Source organism: Parasphingomonas zepuensis (assembly GCF_036663735.1).
GTDB lineage: Bacteria > Pseudomonadota > Alphaproteobacteria > Sphingomonadales > Sphingomonadaceae > Sphingomonas.
The window spans coordinates 798,204-817,913 of the sequence record NZ_JAXOJO010000002.1 but is presented as its reverse complement, the minus strand read 5'-3'; the positions used below and the strand labels follow the sequence as shown (position 1 = coordinate 817,913).

At 65.6% G+C, this 19,710-nt stretch carries 18 protein-coding genes; 7 read left to right on the top strand and 11 right to left on the bottom strand.

Features of this window, described 5'->3' with window-relative positions:
• Positions 1–35 precede the first annotated feature (35 nt).
• The 4 genes from U1769_RS10175 to U1769_RS10160 are packed head-to-tail and all read right to left on the bottom strand — an operon-like array spanning position 36 to position 2,320.
• On the bottom strand, positions 36–479 hold the full coding sequence (locus tag U1769_RS10175; protein WP_332715313.1) for a DUF1178 family protein: 444 nt from the start codon (positions 477–479) through the stop codon (positions 36–38).
• Complete coding sequence (locus tag U1769_RS10170; protein ID WP_332715311.1) at positions 476–1,300, bottom strand: carbon-nitrogen hydrolase family protein; 825 nt, start codon at positions 1,298–1,300, stop codon at positions 476–478. Before U1769_RS10170 ends, U1769_RS10175 begins: the two co-directional genes overlap by 4 nt.
• Complete coding sequence (gene grxC, locus U1769_RS10165; RefSeq protein WP_332715309.1) at positions 1,297–1,554, bottom strand: glutaredoxin 3; 258 nt, start codon at positions 1,552–1,554, stop codon at positions 1,297–1,299. The genes U1769_RS10170 and grxC overlap by 4 nt, the downstream gene beginning before the upstream one ends.
• A 31-nt stretch (positions 1,555–1,585) precedes the next feature.
• Positions 1,586–2,320 (bottom strand): ComF family protein, encoded by a 735-nt coding sequence (locus tag U1769_RS10160; protein WP_332715307.1) that lies wholly within the window; start codon positions 2,318–2,320, stop codon positions 1,586–1,588.
• A gap of 43 nt (positions 2,321–2,363) precedes the next feature.
• On the opposite strand from U1769_RS10160, the gene U1769_RS10155 reads away from it, so the two are divergent.
• Entirely contained in the window at positions 2,364–3,212 is an 849-nt protein-coding gene (locus U1769_RS10155) for a class I SAM-dependent methyltransferase (protein WP_332715305.1), read from the top strand.
• On the opposite strand, the gene U1769_RS10150 is transcribed toward U1769_RS10155, so the two are convergent.
• The 4 genes from U1769_RS10150 to U1769_RS10135 form a co-directional block, all read right to left on the bottom strand.
• The gene (locus tag U1769_RS10150; protein WP_332715302.1) at positions 3,209–3,598 is read right to left on the bottom strand and encodes a response regulator; all 390 of its coding nucleotides are present in this window, start codon (positions 3,596–3,598) and stop codon (positions 3,209–3,211) included. The genes U1769_RS10155 and U1769_RS10150 overlap by 4 nt on opposite strands.
• Before the next feature lie 66 nt (positions 3,599–3,664).
• Entirely contained in the window at positions 3,665–6,124 is a 2,460-nt protein-coding gene (locus U1769_RS10145; protein ID WP_332715300.1) for an ATP-binding response regulator, read from the bottom strand.
• Positions 6,125–6,185: 61 nt separating this feature from the next.
• Complete coding sequence (locus U1769_RS10140; RefSeq protein WP_332715298.1) at positions 6,186–7,631, bottom strand: EAL domain-containing protein; 1,446 nt, start codon at positions 7,629–7,631, stop codon at positions 6,186–6,188.
• A 450-nt stretch (positions 7,632–8,081) separates the two neighbouring features.
• The gene (locus tag U1769_RS10135) at positions 8,082–9,578 is read right to left on the bottom strand and encodes a flavin-containing monooxygenase (RefSeq protein WP_332715296.1); all 1,497 of its coding nucleotides are present in this window, start codon (positions 9,576–9,578) and stop codon (positions 8,082–8,084) included.
• 187 nt (positions 9,579–9,765) lie between these two features.
• Between U1769_RS10135 and U1769_RS10130 the strand changes: the two genes are divergently transcribed.
• On the top strand, positions 9,766–10,752 hold the full coding sequence (locus U1769_RS10130) for a hypothetical protein (protein WP_332715294.1): 987 nt from the start codon (positions 9,766–9,768) through the stop codon (positions 10,750–10,752).
• Here U1769_RS10130 and U1769_RS10125 read toward each other — a convergent pair.
• Positions 10,749–12,833 (bottom strand): malate synthase G, encoded by a 2,085-nt coding sequence (locus U1769_RS10125; protein ID WP_332715292.1) that lies wholly within the window; start codon positions 12,831–12,833, stop codon positions 10,749–10,751. The genes U1769_RS10130 and U1769_RS10125 overlap by 4 nt on opposite strands.
• A gap of 68 nt (positions 12,834–12,901) precedes the next feature.
• Complete coding sequence (locus tag U1769_RS10120; RefSeq protein ID WP_332715290.1) at positions 12,902–13,354, bottom strand: MarR family winged helix-turn-helix transcriptional regulator; 453 nt, start codon at positions 13,352–13,354, stop codon at positions 12,902–12,904.
• An 82-nt stretch (positions 13,355–13,436) separates the two neighbouring features.
• Here U1769_RS10120 and U1769_RS10115 point away from each other — a divergent pair, with 82 nt between their 5' ends.
• The 5 genes from U1769_RS10115 (at position 13,437) to hmgA (ending at position 17,959) form a co-directional block, all read left to right on the top strand.
• A complete protein-coding gene (locus U1769_RS10115; protein ID WP_332715288.1) occupies positions 13,437–14,015 on the top strand; it encodes a TetR/AcrR family transcriptional regulator in 579 nt (192 codons plus the stop codon).
• Positions 14,016–14,155: 140 nt separating this feature from the next.
• Complete coding sequence (locus U1769_RS10110) at positions 14,156–14,905, top strand: SDR family NAD(P)-dependent oxidoreductase (RefSeq protein ID WP_332715286.1); 750 nt, start codon at positions 14,156–14,158, stop codon at positions 14,903–14,905.
• A 52-nt stretch (positions 14,906–14,957) separates the two neighbouring features.
• Entirely contained in the window at positions 14,958–15,338 is a 381-nt protein-coding gene (locus U1769_RS10105; protein WP_332715284.1) for a DUF427 domain-containing protein, read from the top strand.
• A gap of 90 nt (positions 15,339–15,428) precedes the next feature.
• Entirely contained in the window at positions 15,429–16,502 is a 1,074-nt protein-coding gene (gene hppD, locus U1769_RS10100; RefSeq protein WP_332715282.1) for a 4-hydroxyphenylpyruvate dioxygenase, read from the top strand.
• Between the two features lie 173 nt (positions 16,503–16,675).
• The gene (gene hmgA / locus U1769_RS10095) at positions 16,676–17,959 is read left to right on the top strand and encodes a homogentisate 1,2-dioxygenase (RefSeq protein ID WP_332715280.1); all 1,284 of its coding nucleotides are present in this window, start codon (positions 16,676–16,678) and stop codon (positions 17,957–17,959) included.
• 122 nt (positions 17,960–18,081) lie between these two features.
• On the opposite strand, the gene proS is transcribed toward hmgA, so the two are convergent.
• Entirely contained in the window at positions 18,082–19,617 is a 1,536-nt protein-coding gene (gene proS, locus U1769_RS10090; protein ID WP_332715278.1) for a proline--tRNA ligase, read from the bottom strand.
• Positions 19,618–19,710 lie beyond the last annotated feature (93 nt).

Here is a 19,710-nt window from a genome sequence, read left to right as displayed (position 1 = left end):
ACCCGCTCCGTCGCGCGGCGGAGCGGGTAAGGCCGTCAGTTGATTGCCTCGGGCGGCGGAACAGGGAATGGAAGGGGCGCGATCGGCACGCCCTCTTCGGCCAGGGCCCTGGCCTCGCCCAGCGTCGCCTGGCCATGGATCGGCGCCTGATCGGTTTCGCCCAGATGCATGGCACGGGCGCGGTCCGCAAAGGCGCTCCCGACCCATTCCGACTTTTCGAGCGCCCTCGCCTGCGCCTCGGCCAGGGCACGGATCGCCGCCTTCATCACGGCCGGCGTCGGTGCGTCGGCTGGCGGCGCGCTCTGGCGGTTGCCCTTGGCCGGGATGTTGGGCGCCATTACTGCCTTGCCGATATCGCCGTCGCTGCAGATCGGGCAGGACAACAGGCCGCGCCCACGCTGCTCCTCGAACGCGTCGCTCGATCCGAACCACGCCTCGAACACATGGTCGTTCGCACAGCGCAGGTCGAACACGATCATGACGCCGTCTCGACCTCCGGGATTGCGCGACGATGCGCCAACACCGGGATGCGCGCGCGCACGTCGGCGGTCCGCGCCGGATCGATCTCGGCAAAGCCGATCCCGGCGGCCTCACCCATGTCGAGCAACACTTCGCCCCAGGGATCGATCACCAGCGAATGACCATAGGTCGCCCGCCCGTCCTCGTGGACGCCGGTCTGTGCCGCCGCGACGACAAACGCAGCTGCCTCGATCGCCCGCGCGCGCAACAGGATGTGCCAGTGCGCCGCGCCGGTCGGCCGCGTGAAGGCCGCCGGCACCGCCAGCACGGTCGCCCCGGCATCGCTCAGCGCGCGAAACAGGTCGGGAAAGCGCATATCGTAGCAGATGGCGAGGCCGAGCTGCCCCACCGGCGTATCGACCACCACCGCGCCGCGGCCCGGCGTATAGGATGCCGATTCACGCCAGCTCTCGCCCGTCGGCAGATCGACATCGAACAGGTGCAGCTTGTCGTAGCGTGCGCGGATGACGCCCTCGGGATCGATCACATAAGCGCGGTTGGCGAGCTTGCCGTCATCCCCGCGCACCGCGAGCGAGCCGAGATGGACCCAGATGCCCTGCTCCTGTGCCGCTTCGCGCACCGCCGCCAGCACGGGATCGTCAGCTTCCGCGTGAAGCGACGCAGCCGCCCGCGCGCGATTGCTGTCGAGCAGGCCCGACATCTCCGGGGTGAACAGCATCGCCGCGCCGCCCTTCGCGGCTTCGGCGATCGCTCCGGTAAGGGTGCGCGCATTGGCGGCGGGGTCGATCCCCGTCGTCATCTGAAGCAGCGCGATCCTCATGCTGCGAGCAGCGGATCGAGCTTGCCCTCACGCTCGAGCGCGGCAAGATCGTCCGATCCGCCGACATGCTGTCCATCGATGAAGATCTGCGGCACAGTGCTGCGTCCGCCGGCGCGCTGTACCATTTCCGCACGCTTCGGCCCGCCCATGGTGATGTCGAATTCCTCGACCGCGACGCCCTTGCTGTCGAGCAGGCGCATCGCACGGGTGCAATAGGGGCAGAAAGCCTTGGTGTAGATTTCGATCTTTGCCATGCACCTGAAATGTGGGCGCTCCCGCCGCTTGTCAATCGTCCGCCGCCGGATCGAGCACACGCGCCCAGCACAGGATGGTGACGCTGGCCGCCCCGGCGCCGAGCAGGCAGCGCGTGCAGGCGTCACTGGTGGCGCCGCTGGTATGCACATCGTCGATCAGGACGATCGCCTTGCCGCGCAGCCTGTCTCGGGCGTCAGGCGCGATCCGAAAAGCGCCGGCAACCGCTCTGGCACGGCCACGCGCGCCCAGCCCGCGCAGCACCGGCGTGGCCCGCACGCGCTGAAGCAGCAGCGGATCGTTCGCGATGCCGGTCGTGCGAGTCAGCGCGCGGGCGATCAGGGCCGCCTGGTTGAAGCCGCGCGACCAGATGCGCCAGCGATGCAGCGGCACCGGCACGAGCAGTTCGGCACCGGCCGGCATCAGCCGCGCCATCTGCCGCGCCACCGTCTCGGCAAAGGCAGTGCGCCCGCCATATTTGAGCCGCAGGGCGACCGTGCGCGCGACATCGCCATAAGCCACCGCCGCCCGCACTCCGGCATGGCGAGGCTGCTGCTGGTGACAGGCTGCACAGATGGCGCCCGGGCCGCGGTCATAGGCGAATGGCGCGTGGCACGCGGCGCACCACGGCGGCCCCAGGAAGCGCAACGCGCCCCAGCATTCGGCGCAGAATCGGTGATCAGCGCCCGTCACCGCGCCGCAGCCTGGGCAACGCGGCGGCAGCGCGAGATCGGCGGCGACCCGCAAGGGCATGAGAAAGCGCGACACGAACCCTTGTCGCGCTCCGTATCCGGCGGCACAAGCCTGCGCCGTGAGCAACCCCGACATCTTCGACCGCGTCGCGCGGCGCCAGCGGCGCGACCGGGCCGCCGCCGGTTTCGCCGGCCATGATTTCCTGCGTCTGGCAATGCTGGACGGCATCCAGGAAAGACTTGGCGCGGTCACCCGCAGCTTCGGGGACGTGCTCGACCTTGGCTGCTTCGACGGTGGATTCCCGCCGCCGCCGGGTGCGCATATCGTTCGGTGCGACGCCGGTTTTGCTTTCGCGAGCGCCGCCAATGGCGTGCAGGCCGACGAGGATCGCCTGCCCTTCGCGGACGGGTCATTCGATCTGGTCGTGTCGGCCGGCGTGCTCGACAGCGTCAACGACCTGCCGGGCGCCCTGACCCTGATCCGGCGCGCACTGCGACCCGATGGTCTCTTCCTCGCGGCCTTTACCGGCGCCGGCAGCCTGGCGACGCTGCGCGCCGTCCTGCGCGACGCCGAGCGCGATCGTCCGGCGGCGCGTATCCACCCGCAGATCGACGTGCGCTCGGCCGGCGACCTGCTGGTCCGCGCCGGTTTCGCCCTGCCCGTGGCCGATGTGGAATCGCTGACCGTGCGCTACGGCAATGTCGGGCGGCTATTGGGCGACCTTCGGGGCATGGCCGCGACCAGCCTGCTCGTCGGGCGCACGCCGCTGCGCCGCGACACCCTCGCCCGCGCCGGCGACGCGTTCGCTGCGCGTGCCGATCCGGATGGCCGCACTGCGGAGCGTTTCGAAATCATCTTCCTGACGGGTTGGGCCCCTGCCCCATCCCAGCCGCAACCCGCACGGCGCGGCAGCGCCACCGCTTCGCTGGCGGACGCGCTCAAGGCGTTTCCCCAGGCCGGCCGCTAGGCGATCATCCCATGGCCCGTTCCGCGGGCCAGCATCCGGCCGATCGCGTCGAACAGGGCATCCATCGCCACCGGCTTGAACAGCACTTCGTCGGCACCAACCGACAGGCAGCGCTCGCGCAAGTCGAGCGCCGTATCCGCCGTCACCACGATGATCGGCAGATCGCCCTTGGCGTCGCCCCGCCCGCGGATATGCTGGATGGCCTCGATCCCATCCATGCCCGGCATACGCAGATCGACCAGGATCATGTCGAAATCCTGTTCCTCGATCATCCGCAGGCCGATCTCGCCGCTTTCCGCGCCCACCATGGTCGCGCCCGCCACGTCGAGCATATCCTTCACGACGCGCCGGTTCATCGGATCATCTTCGATAAAAAGGACATTCATGGCCGGCATGCCGGGGCATCGGGCGGGGGGCGGGAAAATAGAACCATATTGGATGTCTCTATCGTTTCATGCCGCACGCGTTACAAGTCGCCTGTCATTCCGACCGTCGCTTTTGCCCGGGTAAAGCGCCTCGGCCAACGCTGCGCCGGCGATCGGCTTTGCGACGATGATATCGACGCCTGCTGCCACGAATTGCGCGCGCTGATCGTCGCTCGGCCCGGGCCAGAGCAGCGCCGTGAGTCTTTCACCGCGCGCCAGCGCGGTCAGCGTACCGACGACGTCATCCTCGTCCCGGATCGTCGCATCGTCGATCAGGATCATCGCAATATCGTCCGACGCCATAAGCGCGAGCGCTTCCGCGACCGTGGCGGCGAAGGTGACCGTGCCGCACCTTGGATGCAGCACGGCGCGGAGCATGCTGCGCGTGATCGGATTGCGGTCGAGGATCAGCAACCCACCCGTTTCGGATGCTTCCACGCCCGCCATCGGCATGCCAGCCCGGACCAGCGGCAGGTAGAACGTGAAGGTAGCTCCTGCCCCCGCCGCGCTGCGTACGGTCACATCGCCGCCCATCGCGCGGGCGAGATTCCGGCAGATCGCCAGGCCCAGCCCGGTGCCGCCGAACTTGCGCGTCGTCCCGGCATCTACCTGGCGGAAGGATTCGAAGATGATCTCGTGCTTCTCCGCCGGAATCCCGACGCCGGTATCGGCGATTTCGATCACCAGAGTTTGCTGCGCAGCATCGCCGCCGACGAACGCGCGCATCGCGATCGACCCGGCCTCGGTGAATTTCAGCGCGTTCGAGAGAAGATTGAAGGCGATCTGGCGCAGGCGCCCGGCGTCGCCCTCGATCCGGTCGGGGCAGTCGGCAAGATCCAGCGTGAAGGCAATGCCGCGTTCTCGCGCCTGCTCCTCCCACAAACGAGAGACCTCGCGCAGCATCGCTTTCAGGTCGAACGCGGCGCGCTCGATCGTCATGTTGCCGGTTTCCATCTTCGCGACATCGAGGATGTCATCGACCAGCGCGCGCATGCTGAGCCCGGCGCCGTGCACGACCTCGATGCGGTCACGGGTTTGTTCCTCCAGCCTCCGGTCCGCCAGCATCACCTGAGTCATGCCGAGAATGCCGTTCAACGGCGTGCGGATTTCGTGACTGGTGGTGGCGAGAAATTCGGTCTTTGCCGCAAGCGCCTTTTCCAGCGCGCGGTTGGTCGAGGCGAGATCGATGTTGGCGGCGCGTACATCGTTGCGGCTGCGCCGAATGGTGACGAGGCCGATGCCGAGCATGGCGACGATGATGGCCGTCGTTACCCCGGCACCGATGAAGATGAACCGCTGGTTCTGGGCGCGCGCACGTTCGAAATCGATGTTGCGCTGCAATTCGTCGGCCCGCAGTTTTTCGATCTGGGCCTTTTGATTGACGGAATCGAAACGGGCGGCGGCGAGCGCGGTGTTGGTCGAAGCCGCCAGGGTTGAAGTCTGATCATCGAGCCGCTTGAGCGCCTCGAGATGGATGAGCGCCTGTTTCTCGTCACCCATCTTCTTGAACAGATCATAAGCCGTCCGATGGGCGTCGCGAAACGACAAGGTCGTCTCGGTCAACTGGACACCCCGGAAAGTCCGCTCGATCAGCGCCGCAGCCCGGGTAAACTGCCCGCGTTGAAGGGCGGCCTGGGCGGCGACGCTCCAGTCCTGTTCCGCGACGGCAGACGCACCGGCGCGAGCAGACACGCGCGCGCCTTCCGCGATCGACCGTTCCGCGGCATCGAGCCGGCCCATGGCCAGGTCCGCGCGCGCAATGTTGCGCAGCACGAGCACTTCCAATCCAGTGCTCCGCATCGATCGCGCCAAACGCAACGCTTCCCGGAACTCCCGCTCTGCTTCCCTGAACCGGGTCAATCCGTTGAGACAGACTCCGCGGTTGTTCGAATTGGTGAAGGCAAGCGACGGATCGCCCTGGTAAACGTCACCCGCCTGCCGATAATAGGTCAGCGCGTTCTCATAGTCTTCCGCTTCCTGATACAGGAGGGCGATGCTCTGCAACGCGACCGCGCGACTGCGGGTGGCCCCGATCGCGCGAAAGATATTGTGCGCTTCCTGATAGTCGCTCAGGGCGGCCGCGACATTGGCCGTCATGGTGTGAACCCCGCCGCGGGACAGCAGGAGATCGCCGTTCAGTTTTGTCGGCCGGCCGCCGGTCGAAACCGCCTGGAGCGCCTGGTCGATCAGCGATTTCGCCGATTTCGCGTTGTTCAGACGGAGATAGGCTTCGCCCTGCAGCCATTTTGCGGTGGCGATTCCGGTGGTCCGCTCGCGGGCACTGAGCGCCGCCGCGGCTGTTTCGGCGGCCTTTGCCTTGGCGATCGTCTTGGCAGGGTCGATCAGCATGGTCGCCTTCGCGTCGGCGATCATTGCATCGAAGCGATCGCCCGGATCAGCGGCGGACGCAGCGGCGCTCGCGCTGCCCGGCAGCGCCAGCGCGATCAGCACGGCCCCGAGCAGGGCGCGAAGGATGAGACCCGTCATCGCGGACCATCTTGCATACAACATGTCAAATACGCGCTGAATTACGCTCATTACTATCCATTCAAGCGCTTTTCCAGAAGCTCGCCGGGCGGCGGAACATGGCGTGGCCCGGCGCTTCCGGCGCGCGCGCCTTGTCGTCGCGCAGAAATTGCCGGAACGCCTCGATCGAAACCGGTCGGCTGATCAGATACCCCTGCACCATGTCGCATCCCATCACGCTCAGCAGGGCCATCGCCGCCTGCGTCTCGACGCCTTCCGCGGTCACTTCCATCTCCAGCGCATGCGCGAGATCGATGGTGGAGCGCACGATCAGCGGATCGCGATTGCTGCTGGTGAGCTGGAGCACGAACATCTTGTCGATCTTCAGCTCCTTGGCGGGAAGCTGTTTCAGATAGGCAAGCGACGAAAGCCCGGCGCCATAATCGTCGATGGCAATGGTGATACCGACATCGGCAAAGGCCTGCAGGTTGAAGATCGCGCTTTGCGGGTCGCGGATCACCGATGTCTCGGTGATCTCGAACCCGATCCGCGCACCGCTTTCGCGCACCTTGGCGCAGGCGAGCTTCACGAACCGCACATCGGCGAGCAACTGGCCGGAGATGTTGATGAAGATGGTCAGGTCATTGCCATCGGCCGCGAGCAGCCGCTGGTCGTGGATCACCTGGTCCAGCGTCCACAAGGTCAGTGCCGATATCTCGCGCGCTTCTTCCGCGACGGTGATGAAGTCGCCCGGCAGGATCAGGCCGCGGGTGGGGTGCTGCCAGCGCACCAAAGCCTCGGCGCTGGCGATTTCCTGCCGGCGGACATGCACCTTGGGCTGATATTGCAGGAACATCTCGCCGTTCAGGATCGCGCTCGGCAGTTCGCGCGTCAGCGTCAGCCGGTCGAATGCCGGCGTACCCGCGGAAAGATCGCGGATCACCGCATGTGCCTCGCTTCGCGCCTGATCGAGCGCGCTTTCGGCTTCTTCCGAAAGCCTGACTTCTTCCGCATGAGCAAAGGGCGCTGCGGCCGCGCCGAAATGCATGCGGAGCCGGTGCTGTTCGCCGTCGAGATCGAGCGGCAGATCGAAATCCGCGGTCAGGCAGCCGAGCGCGGCCGCCAGATCGGTCAGCGAATCTCCCTCAAAGCCTATTTCGACCATGTCGCGCCCGATGACCGAGATGCGCGCATTGGCCAGGCTGGCATTGATGCGGCCGCTCACATCGATCGCCAGACGGTTGGCGCGTGACCGGCCGAGATGGCGGCGCAGCGCCGAGAAATTGGCGATTTCCGCCAGGCACAGGAACTGCCACGCCTTCGGGAGCGGGGGCAATGGGTCACGCGGATCGTCGCGCGGGACAGCGACGGGATGCAGGAACCCGTTGCCGCGAGCGGGCGCCTCCGCATGGGTCGTCGCTCCATATTCGTCGTCCGGCCGGTGCCGCAGCGCGGCCGGCACCGTCAACCGCGCGCTGCGATGTTCGGGGGTCCCCAAGGGACGATATTTGTCTGAAGCGCGAGCCATCGCTGAGAGCGGTATCAGCCGACCCTGAAGGAACTCTTAAAACGTCCCGCAACGAACCAGAAAACCGCGGAAATCCGATTGCTCTATGATTAATTTTTCGTTAATTATTAGGGGCGCTCGACTGGGCGTACACGGGAGAAAGCTAGTGCTGCAATTCATTATCGCGCTGATCTACGGCGAGGGCGTTCGCCCCTGGTAACCGAGTTCATCGACTCGATCTTTGGCCAAAACTCCTTGTTTTATAAAGATTTTGTCCGGGGTCGGGTCGATATTTCCAGAAGGTGCGGTCCAGGCACCAAATTCCGATGAGCTGACGGCGCGAAGGCCGCGGCACCGCCCTCGTCCCGTATCGGGACTGCAGGAAATGGCGGGAACGGATTTATTTTAACTCCAGATTGGCGGCTTCTCTCAGAAGGCGCCGCGCCGCCCGCGGGCCGCGCGCACGCTATCTCAAGCAGGCACTGGCGGGCGCGGCGCTTCGGCCGATTGATCCCGCGGTACCGGATTGGAGAACTCCATCGCGTCGTCGACTGAACCGAAGCGCAGCGCGACGACATCGCGGGCATAATTCTGGTGGACCTTCCAGGGCTTCTTGCTGCCCTGTTTGGGGAACCTCTCCATGGCGCGCGTGACATAGCCTGAGGTGAAGCTGAGGAACGGTTCGGGCGTCAGCACATCGTCGCCGATCCGCGGCGTCACCTGGCGCAGCCCGCGTTTGCGCATCGTGTTGAGCAAGCGGCAGACATAGGCGCAGGTAAGATCGGCCTTCAGCGTCCAGGACGCATTGGTGTAGCCGAAGGACGATGCCAGATTGGGCACGTCGCTGTACATCATGCCCTTGTAATTGAACGTCTTCGACAGATCGACCGGAGCGCCGTCGACCGTGAAGGCGACATCGCTCAGCAATTGCAACTCCAGCCCGGTCGCGGTGACGATCACGTCGGCGGGAAGCTCCTTGCCGGAGGCCAGCCTGATCCCGGCCGGCGTGAAACGGTCGATCGTGTCGGTTTCGACGGAGGCCCTGCCTGTCCTGATCGACTCGAACAGATCGCCGTCCGGCACAAGGCAGAGCCGCTGGTCCCAGGGATTGTAGCGCGGCGTGAAATGGGTCGCGATGTCGTAATCGGGACCGAGTTCGGTCCTGACCATATCGAGCAGGCGGCCCTTGGTCTTTTCCGGCCGCTTGCGCGCGAGGTTGTAGAAGAACATCTGGAACAGCACGTTGCGCCACCGCGTGATGTCATAGGCGAGCATCGCCGGCAGTTTGCGCCGCAGCCAATTGGCGAAGCCATCCTCCGCCGGGCGCGACACGACATAGGACGGAGACCGCTGCAACATCGTCACATGTGCCGCGCGCTCGGCCATGGCCGGGACGAGCGTGACGGCCGTCGCACCGCTGCCGATCACGACGACCTGCTTGCCGGTGTAATCGAGATCCTCGGGCCAGAATTGCGGGTGTACGATGCGGCCGGCAAACGTGCCGGCATCGGCAAACTCGGGCGTATGGCCCTGTGCGTAGTTATAATAGCCGCTGCACATGAAGAGGAAATTGCAGGTGAACGCGACGGGTCCCTCAGGCCCGTCGGCCTCGACCGTCCAGCGCGCGTCCGGCGTCGACCAGGCGGCGCGCTTGACGTGATGGCGATAGCGGATGTGCTTGTCGATCCCATGGTCGCGCGCGGTGTCGTTGACATACTTGAGGATCGAGGGGCCGTCGGCGATCGCCTTCGCCTCGGTCCAGGGACGGAAGGAATAGCCGAGCGTATACATGTCTGAATCGGAGCGGATGCCGGGATATCGGAACAGATCCCAGGTCCCGCCCATCGCCGCGCGGCCTTCGAGAATCACATAACTGCGATCCGGGCTCAGCTTCTGCAGGTGATAGCCCGCACCGATGCCCGAAATGCCGGCGCCCACCACGACCACATCGAAATGCTCAACAGCCATTTTATCGGTCTCCCGCGATACCCGATATTCGATTTTTCCGGGCGACGCAAAGTTCAGTTTCGATCTGCAATGCTTTAGCCGCCATCCATGGGGTCGCCCCACGGCGAGATCGCCGATATAGATCGCCGCGATGGGGTCGGTCGCGCCGACGGGGCTGCGCGCGGTGCTCCGTTCCGGGGGGGAATGCATGGGACGAAGGCGGGACGAGCGCGAAGACTGGGAAATCGAACTGACTCGCCCGGATTCGCATCCGCTCGTGGCGGCGATCATCGGCTCGGTCGTGATCCTGATAGTGGGCGTCGCGATACCCACCGGTAGCAGCCTCTTCTATGCCGTCGGGGCGACTTTCGCGACGGCGGTGCTGGTCGGCGGGATCGCGTTCGCGATTACCATCCGCCACGCCTCGCACGGCTGGATGGTGGGGTCGCTCGCGGCGATCGGCGCCGTCGCGCTGCTGGCGGGCATCGCCGCGCTCGGTCGCTCCAACATGGCGATCCGGGCCGATATGGCCGCCCTCAGCGAGATAAGGGCCGATGAGGAAGGCAGGATGATCGTGCCGCCCGACATGGCGACGCGCGGGCCGATGTCACGGCTCATCGCGACGATGGCCAGGGATCTCAACGACAATCTGCGGACCTACAAGGCCTCCTTGCAGGACTCTGGATACCCTAACCTGCTGAAGGCCGATTATGTCGCCGCTCATCCCGGCTTCGTGAACGATTGCGATCGGTTCCTGTCGCTCAAGGATGCGGCCAGCCATTATCAGCGCCAGAAGAACCTGCGCATGCAGCAGGCACTCGATCGGGCCGGCAAGCTCGATCTGGCGCCCAGAGTCATCTCCAGCTTCCGCAAGGGCATGGAATTGTCGCGCACCCGCGATGCGAAAGCGCTCGCGCGTACCTTCGACATCGAGCGGACGCTGATCGACGAGGCCGTCGCGATGTGCCGCATACTGCGCCGCCGCCACTGGGTCAGCGAGGGCGACCGCTTCATGTTCACCAGCCGGGCCGAGCTGACGGAGTTTCAGGCGCATGCCACGCGCTTCGACGAACTCGGCAAGGAACAGTCCGGCCTCAACGAACGGAGCCGTGCGACGTTAGAGCAGGGCCGGGAGCGTATCCGCAGGAGCCTCGACAATCCGAACGCAGACCGGCCTTTCGCCGACGGGCGTTAACCGGCCGCCTTGGCCTTCGCCCGATAGGCGTGCAGCAGCGGCTCGGTATAACCGTTGGGCTGAGTCAGCCCTTCGAACACCAGCGCCCGCGCCGCCTGATAGGCGAGGCTCGAACCCGCGTGCCCGGACATCGGCCGGTACAGTGGGTCGCCGGCATTCTGCACATCCACCTTGGCGGCCATGCGCACGAACGCCGCATCGACATCGGCCTCGGTCGCGACCCCATGGAGCAGCCAGTTGGCGATGTGCTGCGACGAGATGCGCAGCGTGGCGCGGTCCTCCATCAGGCCTATATCGTGGATATCGGGCACTTTGGAGCACCCAACCCCCTGATCGATCCAGCGCACGACATAGCCGAGGATACCCTGGGCATTATTGTCCAGTTCGGTGCGCACTTCGTCGGGCGTCCAGTTGCGCCCCTTGGCGATGGGCACGGTCAGCAAGGGCGTGAGGCTCGGGATCGCCTCGCGCGCGATCTCGGCGCGGCGCGCGAACACGTCGACCCGATGGTAATGGATCGCATGGAGCGTCGCCGCGGTCGGGCTGGGAACCCAGGCGGTGTTGGCGCCCGATCGGGGATGCCCGATCTTCTGCTCCATCATGTCGGCCATGCGGTCGGGCGCAGCCCACATGCCCTTGCCGATCTGCGCCTTGCCCGAAAAACCGTGCGCCAGCCCGATGCGGACATTGCGGTCCTCATAGGCCTTGATCCAGTCGCTGGACTTCATCTCGGCCTTGGGGATCATCGGCCCGGCGCGCATCCCGGTATGCATTTCGTCACCGGTGCGGTCGAGGAAGCCGGTGTTGATGAACACGATCCGGTCCTTCACCGCCGCGATGCAGGCAGCGAGGTTCGCCGAGGTGCGGCGCTCCTCGTCCATCACGCCGACCTTGATCGCGTGGCGGTCCAGATCGAGCAGATCCTCGACTGCGTCGAACAGCCGGTTGGTGAAGCCGACTTCCTCCGGCCCGTGCATCTTCGGCTTGACGATATAGACCGAGCCGGCGCGACTGTTGCGGTGCGCGCCCAGGCCGCGCAGGTCGAACAGCGCGATGGTGCTGGTCATGATCGCGTCGAGCACGCCCTCCGGCGCTTCGGTGCCATCGTCCAGCCGGATCGCCGGATTGGTCATCAGATGACCGACGTTGCGGACGAACAACAGGCTGCGGCCGGCCAGGGTCAGCGTGCCGCCGTCGGGCGTGTCATAGCTGCGATCCGGATTGAGCCGCCGCGTGATCGTCCTGCCGCCCTTTTCGAAGCTTTCGGCCAGGTCGCCGCGCATCAGCCCGAGCCAATTGGCATAGGCCGCCACCTTGTCCTCGGCATCGACCGCAGCGATCGAATCTTCGAGATCGACGATCGTGGTCAGCGCGGATTCGAGGATGACGTCGGAAATGCCGCCGGGATCGCCGCCGCCGATCACGGAATCGCGATCGATCACGACCTCGATGTGCAGCCCGTTGTGGCGGAACAGCATGGAGTCGCCGTTGCGGCCGACCAGCTGCGCCGGATCGACCAGCTCGGGCGTGCCGCCCCGGAACGCCGACCAGCTCTCGCCCGCCAGCGGCACCGCATCGTCGAGAAAGGCCTTGGCATAATCGATCACCTGGGCGCCGCGCACCGGATCATAGCCGCCGGGCACCGCCATGCCGGGCAGCGCGTCCGTGCCGTACAGCGCGTCGTACAGGCTGCCCCAGCGCGCGTTGGCCGCGTTCAGCACGAAGCGCGCGTTGAGCACCGGAACGACCAGCTGCGGCCCGGCCATCGTCGCGATCTCGGCATCGACATTAAGGGTGCCGATCTCGAACGGCGCCGGCTCGGGGACGAGATAGCCGATCCGCCGCAGGAACGTCTCGTCAGCCACACCGCCGGCGGCGTAGCGCGAATCGATCTCCTCCTGGAAAATGTCGCGCTTGGCCAGCAGCGCGCGGTTCTCCGGCGCGAACAGTCCGAAGATGTCGGCCACGCCCTGCCACCACACGCCCGCATCGATGCCGAGCGGCGGCAATACCGCCTGCTCGACGAACGCAACGAGTTGCGGGGCGACCGACAGGCCGGCACGATCGAGCATTTCGGACATTACACCTCCTGATATGGTCAACGGCCTGGGGAGGACCATCCGCGCTTAGGACAGGCCGGGGCCGCCTATCAAGCCTGTTCGGGATCGAGCGGCGCGGCCGACGCCTCGAGCCGGTCGAGCATCGCGCGGAATGCCCTGATCTCTTCGGCCGAGAAGCCGGCAAAGACCTGCGCCTCGAGCTCGAGCGCCTTGGGCGCCACGCTTTCGTAAAGGGTCTGCCCGGCGTCTGTCAGCGACAGCAAGTGCGATCGCTGGTCGTCGGGATTGGGGCGGCGCTGCACCAGCCCGCGATCGACCAGCGCGATGGCGGCGCGGCTGACGGTCACCTTGTCCATCCGCGTCGCGGCGCCCAGCGCCTGCTGAGTCAGGCCGTCGCTCTCGGCGATCACCGCGATCAGGCGCCATTCGGGAATACGCAGGCCGAACAGCGACTGATAGGCCGTCGCGATCGCCGAAGACACGCGATTAGACGCGATCGACAGGCGATAGGGCAGGAATTGGTCGAGCTTCAGGCTGGGCATGTCCCATCGCTAGCGCGCGCCTCGCGCCGCGTCACCCCGGTGTCATACTTGACAGTAGAAGATGGACGGCCATCTTCCTGTCATGACAAAGGTTTCCAACAGGGAGAAAATCCTCACCGCCGGCCTCCAGGTGGTGCATGAGCGCGGCTTCGGCGGCGCCAGCGTGCGCGATATCGTCCAGGCGGCCGGCGTGCCGCAGGGATCGTTCACCAATCACTTCGTCTCGAAGGAGGCATTCGGGCTCGAAGTGCTCGACATCTATTTCCAGCAGAGCCTGGACGTGATCGCCACGACGTTGCGCAACGAGGCGCTTTCCCCGATCGAGCGGCTCGGCGCTTTCCTCGACGTGAACATCGCCCGCGTGTCCTGCGAGATGGTCTGCAATGGCTGCATGATCGGCAACTTCGCGGCGGAAGCGACGCCGGACGGTGCGATCCAGCACCGTCTCGCCGAGATCTTCGCTGACCTGAACGAAGCCGTCGCGTCCTGCCTCAAGGCGGCGGTCGCGGCGGGCGAAGTCCGCGCCGATCTCGACTGCGACGCAGTTGGCGCCTTCATCATGACGGCGGTGCAGGGTGCGAATCTGGTCGCCAAGGTGGAGCACAGCCCCGAGCCGATGATTGGGTTGAAGCGCATCGTCTTCGACTGCCTGTTGCGCTGAGACCTTGGGTGAGCCGGGCAAACGCGGACGCCCCCGATTTAAAACACACACGAACGAAACTGCCCCTTGTAGATAATACGGACGTACATATTTGCTGATCCGCAGGGCATGGGCCCCGCTTATTCATCAGGGATCAGATCATGTCAGCACCAGTCGTCCTCATCACCGGCGCCCTTACCGGCATCGGCCGCGCCACCGCCGAAGCCTTTGCCCGGGAGGGCGCGAAAGTCGTGATTTCGGGCCGCAACGCGGAAGCTGGCGAAGCGGTCGCAACCGAATTGCGCACCCTCGGCGGCGAGGCGCATTTCATCCGCGCCGATGTCCGCCATGAGGACGATGTCCGTGCGCTGGTCGATGGCACGGTCGCGAAGTTCGGCCGGCTCGACATCGCCGTCAACAACGCCGGCACTGAAGGCCAGTTCGGCCCGATCACCGATCAGACGCCGGAAAGCTATGCCGCGATGTTCGACACCAATGTGCTCGGCGTGCTGTTCAGCCTGAAGCATGAGCTGCGCGTGCTGCAGGCACAGGGCTCGGGCTCGATCGTCAACATCTCCTCGGTGCTCGGCCAGGCTGCCTACGCCAATGCCGCGCTGTATACCGCGAGCAAGCATGCCGTTGAGGGCCTGACCAAGGCCGCCGCGCTGGAGGGTGCTCCGTCCGGCGTCCGCGTCAACGCCGTCGCGCCGGGCCCGATCGATACGCCGATGCTCGATCGCTTTACCGGTGGTGACGAAGGCAAGGCCGGCCTCGCCGCAACGCTGCCGATGAACCGCACCGGCGCCCCGGACGAGATCGCCCAGGCGATCGTCTTCCTCGGCTCGGACAAGGCCTCGTTCATCACTGGCCATGTCATCAACGTCGATGGCGGCAAGCGCGCCGCCCTCTGATAGCATTATCGGGCGGTCCTCCGGGGCCGCCCTTTTTCTTTAGGAGTTCGTCATGACCGATAAACCGATCCGCATCCCCGGCCCCGATCACCCCATCTCCGTCGAACCCGCTTCCGTGCGCGTCAAGGTGACGGCGAACGGCCAGCTCATCGCCGACACGGCCGAAGCCCTGGTCCTGCGCGAAGCCACCTACCCGGCGGTCTTCTACATCCCCCGCAAGGACGCGAACCTGGCGCTGCTCTCGCGCAGCGATCATTCGACCTATTGCCCGTACAAGGGCGACGCTTCCTATTTCTCGCTGCCCGCCGGCGCCGACCGGGCGGAGAATGCGATCTGGACCTATGAGGCGCCGTACGACGCCGTCGCGTCGATCCGGGATCACCTCGCTTTCTATCCCGACCGGGTCACGATCGAGCAATTTCCCCCGTCCTGATCACGTTTCGCCGCGTTCGGAGGTGGACGAACGGATGGGACTGCCATATGTAGTTTCATCTGTTACCACTTTCCGCCTCGGAGATTCGCGATGACCGACCTGCAAGACAACCCGATGGGCCTGGACGGCTTCGAGTTCGTCGAATTCACCGGGCCCAACCCCGAAGCGCTCGCCGACCTGTTCGTGAAGATGGGCTTCACCCATGTCGGCACGCATCGCTCCAAGAATGTGCGCCGCTATGCGCAGGGCGACATCAATTTCCTGCTCAACATGGATGCGACCGGCCAGGTCGCCAATTTCCGCGAGCAGCACGGCCCATCGGCGAACGCGATGGCGTTCCGCGTGGCCGATGCCGCCAAGGCACTGAAGCGCGCCGTCGAGCGCGGCGCGGTGGCGGTCGAGGGCAAGGTCGGTCCGGCCGAGCTCAACATCCCGGCGATCGAGGGGATCGGCGGCGCCAACCTCTATCTGGTCGATCGTCGCGGCGCCGCGACGATCTACGATATCGATTTCGAGCCGGTCGAGGGCGCCTCGCCCGACCAGCACACGGTCGGCCTGCACACGCTCGACCATCTCACGCACAATCTGCAGCGTGGCCGGATGGATTATTGGGCGAATTATTACGAGAGCATCTTCAACTTCCGCCAGATCCGCTATTTCGACATCGAGGGTCAGGCGACCGGTCTGTTCTCCAAGGCGATGACCGCGCCGGATGACAAGATCCGCATCCCGCTCAACGAGAGCCAGGACGAGCATTCGCAGATCGAGGAATTCATCAAGGATTATAAGGGCGAAGGCATCCAGCATCTCGCACTGGCGACCGACGACATCTTCGCCACGGTCGATGCGCTGCGCGCCAACGGCATCCGTTTCCAGACCACGCCGCAAACCTATTTCGACCTGATCGACAAGCGCCTGCCCGGCCACAACCATAATGTCGAGGAAATGCGCAAGCGCGACATCCTGATCGACGGCGCGCCGGAAACCGGCGGCGGCCTGCTGCTGCAGATCTTCACCGAGAATATGGTTGGCCCGATCTTCTTCGAGATCATCCAGCGCAAGGGCAATGACGGCTTCGGCGAGGGCAATTTCAAGGCCCTGTTCGAAAGCATCGAACTCGACCAGATCCGCCGCGGCGTCGTGCCGGGGAAGGTCGACGCCTGATTTCCTTCTCCCCCTGTGGGAGAAGGATACGGAGACTTGGCAGCTTGCTGCCTAGTCGGAGTTGGATGAGGGGGATGAGGCTCGAGACGGTCGAGTGTCCCCCTCACCCTCCCATCGCTGCGCGATGGGCCCCTCCCTCTCCCACAAGGGGAGAGGGGTAGAGGAGCAAGGCATTGTCCACCTACCAAACAGGCTTCGGCAACCACTTCGCGACCGAGGCCGTCGCCGGCGCCCTCCCCATCGGCCGCAACTCGCCGCAAAAGCCGCCCTTCGGCCTTTACGCCGAGCAGCTCAGCGGCACTGCCTTCACCGCCCCGCGGCACGAGAATCGCCGTTCCTGGCTCTATCGCCTGCGCCCCTCGGCGGCGCATCCCGCCTTCACCCGGTATGATGGCGCGAAGGCCTTTGCCCCCGGCATCAGCCAGCAACCGCTCGCCCCCAACCGCCTGCGCTGGGCCCCGCTCGACATTCTCGACGTCGACTGGCTCGACAGCCTGACGACGATGGTCGTCGCCGGATCAGGCCCGGCGAGCCAGGCCGGCGTCGCCATGCACATCTATCGCTGCGCGAAGGACATGGTCGATCGCGCTTTCGTCTCGGCTGACGGCGAATTGCTGATCCTGCCCGAACTGGGCGCCCTCACCCTGTTCACCGAGCTCGGCCGCATCGACGTCCGCCCGGGCGAAATCGCGCTGATCCCGCGCGGCGTGCGCTTCCGCGTGATGCTGCCCGATGGCCCGGCGCGCGGTTATGTCGCCGAGAATCACGGCGTGCCGTTCCGCCTGCCCGATCTCGGCCCGATCGGCGCCAACGGCCTCGCCAATCCGCGCGATTTCGAGACGCCGGTCGCCTGGTACGAGGATCGCGAGGGCGATTTTGAGCTGGTCCAGAAATTCCTCGGCAAATTGTGGACGACCGAGCTTGGTCGCTCGCCGCTGGACGTCGTCGCGTGGCACGGCAATTACGCGCCGTGCAAATATGATCTGGCGCGCTTCAACACGATCGGCACGGTCAGCTTCGACCACCCCGATCCCTCGATCTTCACCGTGCTGACCTCGCCCAGCGACGTGCCCGGCACCGCCAACATCGATTTCGTCATCTTCCCGCCGCGCTGGATGGTGGCCGAAGACACGTTCCGCCCGCCCTGGTTCCACCGCAACGTGATGAGCGAATGCATGGGCCTGATTTCCGGCGCCTATGACGCGAAGGCCGACGGGTTCGTGCCGGGCGCTCTCTCGCTGCACAACCAGATGAGCGGGCACGGGCCCGATGTCGCCAGCTGGAAAGGCGCGAGCGAGGCCGATCTCAAGCCGCACCGGATCGACGGCACCATGGCCTTCATGATCGAAAGCCGCTGGGTGTTCCACCCGACCGACCAGGCGCTGCAAACCAGCGCGCTCGACGAGGATTATGATCAGGTGTGGACGGGTTTCCCGAAGGCGGATCTGCCGGAGTAACTCAACGGCAGCGACCAACCCTGTCCCCGTTCGTGCTGAGCTTGTCGAAGCACCGTACTTCTCGACCGTAGGAGGAAGAACGGCCCTTCGACAGGCTCAGGGCGAACGGAGGTTGGCAGCGTTCAGTAAGACCGCCCCACCAATACCCGCTCGATGGCCGGCTCACCGGTGAACACGCACGCGCCGTCCGCCGCAGCCGCATCCAGAGCGGCGTTGCGGATCGTCAGCTTCAGCCCCTTCAGCCGCTCCACCACCTTCTCGAGCGCCGCACCGGTCGGCTTCGACCATTGCACCTCGACCCAGCCCGGGTTCTTCACACCCTCGGCAAAGGCACGCTCGATGCCAGCGAAATCGGTCACGTCCCGCGCGATGTTCGCCTCGAGCCGCTCCCGTGCCTCGGCATGCAGACTCGTCTGGATGCCCTCCAGCGTAGCTGTCGCCTCGCTGATGAAATCGGCCTGCGCCACTACGGCGCTGTCGAGCTTGCCGTCCTCACGGTACAGCCGGTCGCGACGGATCACTGAGACGTTGCCGCCCGCGACATCACGGCCGCCGACTTCGATCACGATCGGCGCGCCCTTCTTGACCCAGCCCCAGCGCTTGGTCGCTGCCTTGGCCGGCTTCAGGTCGAGCAGCGCCCGCACCGGCTCGCCGAACGCCGACAGTTTCGCCAGCTCCGCCTGTAGCGCCTTGCAATACTCGACGATCGCCGCGTCCTCCGGCTGATCGCGCAGCATCGGCACGATCACGATCTGCCACGGCGCGATGCGCGGCGGCACGCGCAGGCCGTCATCGTCGCCATGAACCATGATCACGCCGCCGATCATGCGGGTCGACACGCCCCAGCTCGTCGTATTGGCCAGTTCCAGCTCGCCCGCGGCATTCTGGAAACGAATGCCCTGCGCGCTGGCGAAATTGGTGCCGAGGAAGTGCGAGGTGCCCGCCTGGAGCGCCTTGCCGTCCTGCATCATCGCCTCGATCGAATAGGTCGCGACCGCGCCGGGGAAGCGCTCATTCTCCGGCTTCTCGCCCGCGACCACCGGCAGCGCCAGGCAATCCTCGGCGAAGCTGCGATAGACTTCGAGCATCTTCAGCGTCTCTTCGCGTGCTTCCTCGGCCGAGGCATGCGCGGTATGCCCTTCCTGCCAGAGGAACTCGCTGGTGCGCAGGAACATGCGCGTGCGCATTTCCCAGCGCACGACATTGGCCCATTGGTTGATCAGCACCGGCAGGTCGCGCCACGACTGGACCCAGCGCGCAAAGGCAGTGCCGATCACCGTCTCCGACGTCGGCCGCACGACCAGGGGCTCTTCCAGCTTGGCTGTCGGATCGGGCATGAGCCCGCCCTTGCCGTCGCTCACCAGCCGGTGATGCGTGACGACCGCCATCTCCTTGGCGAAACCTTCGACATGCTCCGCTTCCTTCTCGAAATAGGACAGCGGGATGAACAGCGGGAAATAGCAATTCTCATGGCCGGTCGCCTTGATCCGGTCGTCGAGCAGGCGCTGGATCCGCTCCCAGATGCCATAGCCCCATGGCCGGATGACCATGCAGCCGCGCACGCCGGATTCCTCGGCGAGATCGGCCTCCGAAATGACGGACTGGTACCAGGCGGAGAAGTCGGCCTCGCGGGTGACGGGGAGCGCATGCTTGATCATGCGGTGCGATTAGCCACATCGAACCCATTCGTCACCCCGGACTTGTTACGCGGCCTGCTGTCCCGCAAGAGCGGCGGCGGCGCGGCATGACGG

Bases quoted from the DNA above. Each gene is read 5' to 3' on its own strand.
- proS (WP_332715278.1), bottom strand. From the start codon at position 19,617: ATGATCAAGCATGCGCTCCCCGTCACCCGCGAGGCCGACTTCTCCGCC.
- U1769_RS10105 (WP_332715284.1), top strand. From the start codon at position 14,958: ATGACCGATAAACCGATCCGCATCCCCGGCCCCGATCACCCCATCTCC.
- U1769_RS10140 (WP_332715298.1), bottom strand. From the start codon at position 7,631: ATGGCTCGCGCTTCAGACAAATATCGTCCCTTGGGGACCCCCGAACAT.
- U1769_RS10120 (WP_332715290.1), bottom strand. From the start codon at position 13,354: ATGCCCAGCCTGAAGCTCGACCAATTCCTGCCCTATCGCCTGTCGATC.
- U1769_RS10130 (WP_332715294.1), top strand. From the start codon at position 9,766: ATGGGACGAAGGCGGGACGAGCGCGAAGACTGGGAAATCGAACTGACT.
- U1769_RS10110 (WP_332715286.1), top strand. From the start codon at position 14,156: ATGTCAGCACCAGTCGTCCTCATCACCGGCGCCCTTACCGGCATCGGC.
- U1769_RS10150 (WP_332715302.1), bottom strand. From the start codon at position 3,598: ATGAATGTCCTTTTTATCGAAGATGATCCGATGAACCGGCGCGTCGTG.
- U1769_RS10170 (WP_332715311.1), bottom strand. From the start codon at position 1,300: ATGAGGATCGCGCTGCTTCAGATGACGACGGGGATCGACCCCGCCGCC.
- U1769_RS10145 (WP_332715300.1), bottom strand. From the start codon at position 6,124: ATGACGGGTCTCATCCTTCGCGCCCTGCTCGGGGCCGTGCTGATCGCG.
- U1769_RS10175 (WP_332715313.1), bottom strand. From the start codon at position 479: ATGATCGTGTTCGACCTGCGCTGTGCGAACGACCATGTGTTCGAGGCG.
- grxC (WP_332715309.1), bottom strand. From the start codon at position 1,554: ATGGCAAAGATCGAAATCTACACCAAGGCTTTCTGCCCCTATTGCACC.
- U1769_RS10115 (WP_332715288.1), top strand. From the start codon at position 13,437: ATGACAAAGGTTTCCAACAGGGAGAAAATCCTCACCGCCGGCCTCCAG.
- U1769_RS10135 (WP_332715296.1), bottom strand. From the start codon at position 9,578: ATGGCTGTTGAGCATTTCGATGTGGTCGTGGTGGGCGCCGGCATTTCG.
- hppD (WP_332715282.1), top strand. From the start codon at position 15,429: ATGACCGACCTGCAAGACAACCCGATGGGCCTGGACGGCTTCGAGTTC.
- U1769_RS10125 (WP_332715292.1), bottom strand. From the start codon at position 12,833: ATGTCCGAAATGCTCGATCGTGCCGGCCTGTCGGTCGCCCCGCAACTC.